This is a genomic window from Kineococcus indalonis (assembly GCF_009906395.1).
GTDB lineage: Bacteria > Actinomycetota > Actinomycetes > Actinomycetales > Kineococcaceae > Kineococcus > Kineococcus indalonis.
Genome location: NZ_JAAALM010000494.1, coordinates 1 through 3,030 on the forward strand (window position 1 = coordinate 1; position 3,030 = coordinate 3,030).

Annotated in this window: 2 protein-coding genes; both read left to right on the top strand. The window is 75.5% G+C overall.

Annotated features, from left to right (window positions below):
* Nucleotides 1–22: 22 nt before the first annotated feature.
* Nucleotides 23–949: an EamA family transporter gene (locus tag GTR00_RS17955; protein WP_205706109.1), complete on the top strand. Its 927-nt coding sequence runs from the start codon at nucleotides 23–25 to the stop codon at nucleotides 947–949.
* A 60-nt stretch (nucleotides 950–1,009) separates the two neighbouring features.
* Nucleotides 1,010–2,956: an acetate--CoA ligase gene (gene acs / locus GTR00_RS17960; RefSeq protein ID WP_166612946.1), complete on the top strand. Its 1,947-nt coding sequence runs from the start codon at nucleotides 1,010–1,012 to the stop codon at nucleotides 2,954–2,956.
* Nucleotides 2,957–3,030 lie beyond the last annotated feature (74 nt).

Consider the following 3,030-nt stretch of genomic DNA (forward strand, 5'->3'; position numbering starts at 1 on the left):
GCGGTGGGTAGCGTGGGGGCCCGTGACGAGCGCGCCCCCGACCCCCCGCAGCACCTCCTCCGGGACCGCGGTGGCGATGGTCCTGGGCGCCGCCGCCAGCGTGCAGGTCGGCGCCACCGCCGCCAGCGCGCTGTTCCCCCTCACCGGCGCCGCCGGGGCCGCGACCCTGCGCCTGCTGCTGGCCGCGCTGGTCATGGTGCTCGCCGTGCGCCCGCGGGTGCTGCGCTGGACGCGCCGGCAGCTGCTGCTGTCCGCGGCCTTCGGCGCCGTGCTCGCCGCCATGAACACCGCCTTCTACGCCGCCCTGACCCACATCCCCCTCGGCGTCGCCGTCACCTGCGAGTTCCTCGGCCCGCTGACCCTGGCGGCGGTGCTCACCCGCCGCCGCCGCGAGCTGGTGTGGGTGGTGCTGGCGCTGGCCGGCGTGGTCGTCCTCGGCCTCGGCGGGGACGGCGAGGGCGGCGCCCTGGAACCGGCCGGGGTGGCCCTGGCGCTGCTGGCCGGGGCCTGCTGGGCCGGGTACGTGCTGCTCAGCGCCCGGGTGGGCGCCGCGGTGCCCGGCCAGGGCGGTCTGGCCGCGGCCAGCGTCGTCGCCGGCGCGCTGGTGCTGCCGCTGGGCGCGGCCACCGCCGGCGCGGACCTGCTGCACCCGCGCGCGCTGCTGCTGGGCCTGGCGGCGGCGCTGATGTCCTCGGTGCTGCCGTACTCGCTGGAGCTGGTGGCGCTGCGCCGCCTGCCCGAGCGCACCTTCGGGGTGCTGCTGAGCCTGGAGCCGGCGATCGCGGCGCTGGTGGGCTGGCTGCTGCTGTCCCAGGGCCTGCCGGCCACGTCGGTCCTGGCGATCGCCGTCGTCGTGCTGGCCAGCGCCGGGGCCACCGCCGGCGCCGCGCGCGGGCGGGTGCCCGCCGATGCGCAGCTCCCCACGCACGCCCGCCCGCTGGACGGCTAACCTCGCAGCGCGGCCGCGCCGGCGGCCGCACCGCACGTCAGTCGAGGAGGACGACGAACGATGACCACCACCGAGGGTCCCGCCGCGCAGACGGTCGCCCCCGACCCGGAGTTCGCCGCCCAGGCCGTCGCCAAGGCCGACCTCTACGAGCGCGCCGCCGCCGACAGGCTCGGCTTCTGGGCCGAGCAGGCCCGCGAGCACGTCACCTGGGACACCGGGTTCACCGACGTCCTGGACTGGTCGAACGCGCCGTTCGCGAAGTGGTTCGTGGGCGGCACCCTGAACGTGGCGGTGAACTGCGTGGACCGCCACGTGGCCGCCGGCAACGGCGAGCGCGTCGCGCTGCACTTCGAGGGCGAGCCCGGCGACACCGTCAGCCTCACCTACGCGCAGCTGCAGGAGCAGGTCTGCCGCGCCGCCAACGCGCTGAGCGCCCTGGGCGTGGGCCCCGGCGACCGCGTGGCGATCTACCTGCCGATGCTCGTGGAGTCCGTGGTCGCGATGCTGGCCTGCGCGCGCCTGGGCGCGCCGCACTCGGTGGTCTTCGGCGGGTTCTCCGCCGACGCGCTGCACTCGCGCATCGTCGACGCCGAGGCCAAGGTCGTCATCACCTGCGACGGCTCCTACCGCCGCGGCAAGCCCACCGCGCTCAAGCCCGCCGTGGACGCCGCGCTCGCCAAGGGCGCCCCCTCCGTCACGAACGTGCTCGTCGTGCGCCGCAACGGCGAGGACGTCGCGTGGACCCAGGGCCGCGACGTGTGGTGGCACGAGGCGCTGGAGGCGGCCCCCCCGGAGCACGAGGCGCAGTCCTTCGACGCCGAGCAGCCGCTGTTCATCCTCTACACCTCCGGCACCACCGGGAAGCCCAAGGGCATCCTGCACACCTCCGGCGGGTACCTCGTGCAGGCGGCGTACACGACGCGCAACGTCTTCGACCTGCGCCCCGAGCGCGACGTGTACTGGTGCACCGCCGACATCGGCTGGGTCACCGGGCACAGCTACGTCGTGTACGGCCCGCTGGCCAACGGCGCCACCCAGGTGATCTACGAGGGCACCCCGGACACCCCCGACAAGGACCGCTGGTGGTCCGTCGTGGAGAAGCACGGCGTGACGATCCTCTACACCGCGCCCACCGCGATCCGCACCTGCATGAAGTGGGGCGAGGAGTTCCCCGCCCGCCACGACCTGTCCAGCCTGCGGGTGCTGGGCAGCGTGGGGGAGAACATCAACCCCGAGGCGTGGAACTGGTACCGCCGCGTCATCGGCGGCGGGCGCACCCCCGTCGTGGACACCTGGTGGCAGACCGAGACCGGCGCGCAGATGATCGCCCCGCTGCCCGGCGTCACCGCCCTGAAGGCCGGGTCCGCGCAGGTGCCGCTGCCCGGGATCGCCGCCGAGGTCGTCGACGACGCCGGCGAGCCCCTCGGGCACGGCCAGGCCGGCTACCTGGTGCTCACCGAGCCGTGGCCGTCGATGCTGCGCGGCATCTGGGGCGACGAGCAGCGCTTCAAGGACACCTACTGGGCGCGCTTCCCGGGCCGGTACTTCGCCGGCGACGGCGCCAAGCGCGACGAGGACGGCGACATCTGGCTGCTCGGCCGCGTCGACGACGTCATGAACGTCTCCGGGCACCGGCTGTCCACCGCCGAGATCGAGTCCGCGCTCGTCTCCCACCCCGACGTCGCCGAGGCCGCCGTGGTGGGCGCCACCGACGAGACCACCGGGCAGGCCGTGGTGGCCTTCGTCATCCTGCGCGGCGGGCACGCGGAGGGCCCGGACACCGTGGCGGACCTGCGCGCCCACGTCGGCAAGGAGATCGGCCCGATCGCCAAGCCGCGGTCGATCATGGTCGTGGCGGAGCTGCCCAAGACCCGCTCCGGCAAGATCATGCGGCGGCTGCTGCGCGACGTGGCCGAGCACCGCCCCACCGGGGACGTCACCACCCTGACCGACTCCACGGTGATGGACTCCATCCGCTCCGGGATGGGCGCCTCCGCCGGCGACTGACCCCCGCAGCACCTCCACCGACCCCGCCCCGGGCCCGACGCCCGGGGCGGGCCCGCGTGCGGCAGGCTCTGGCC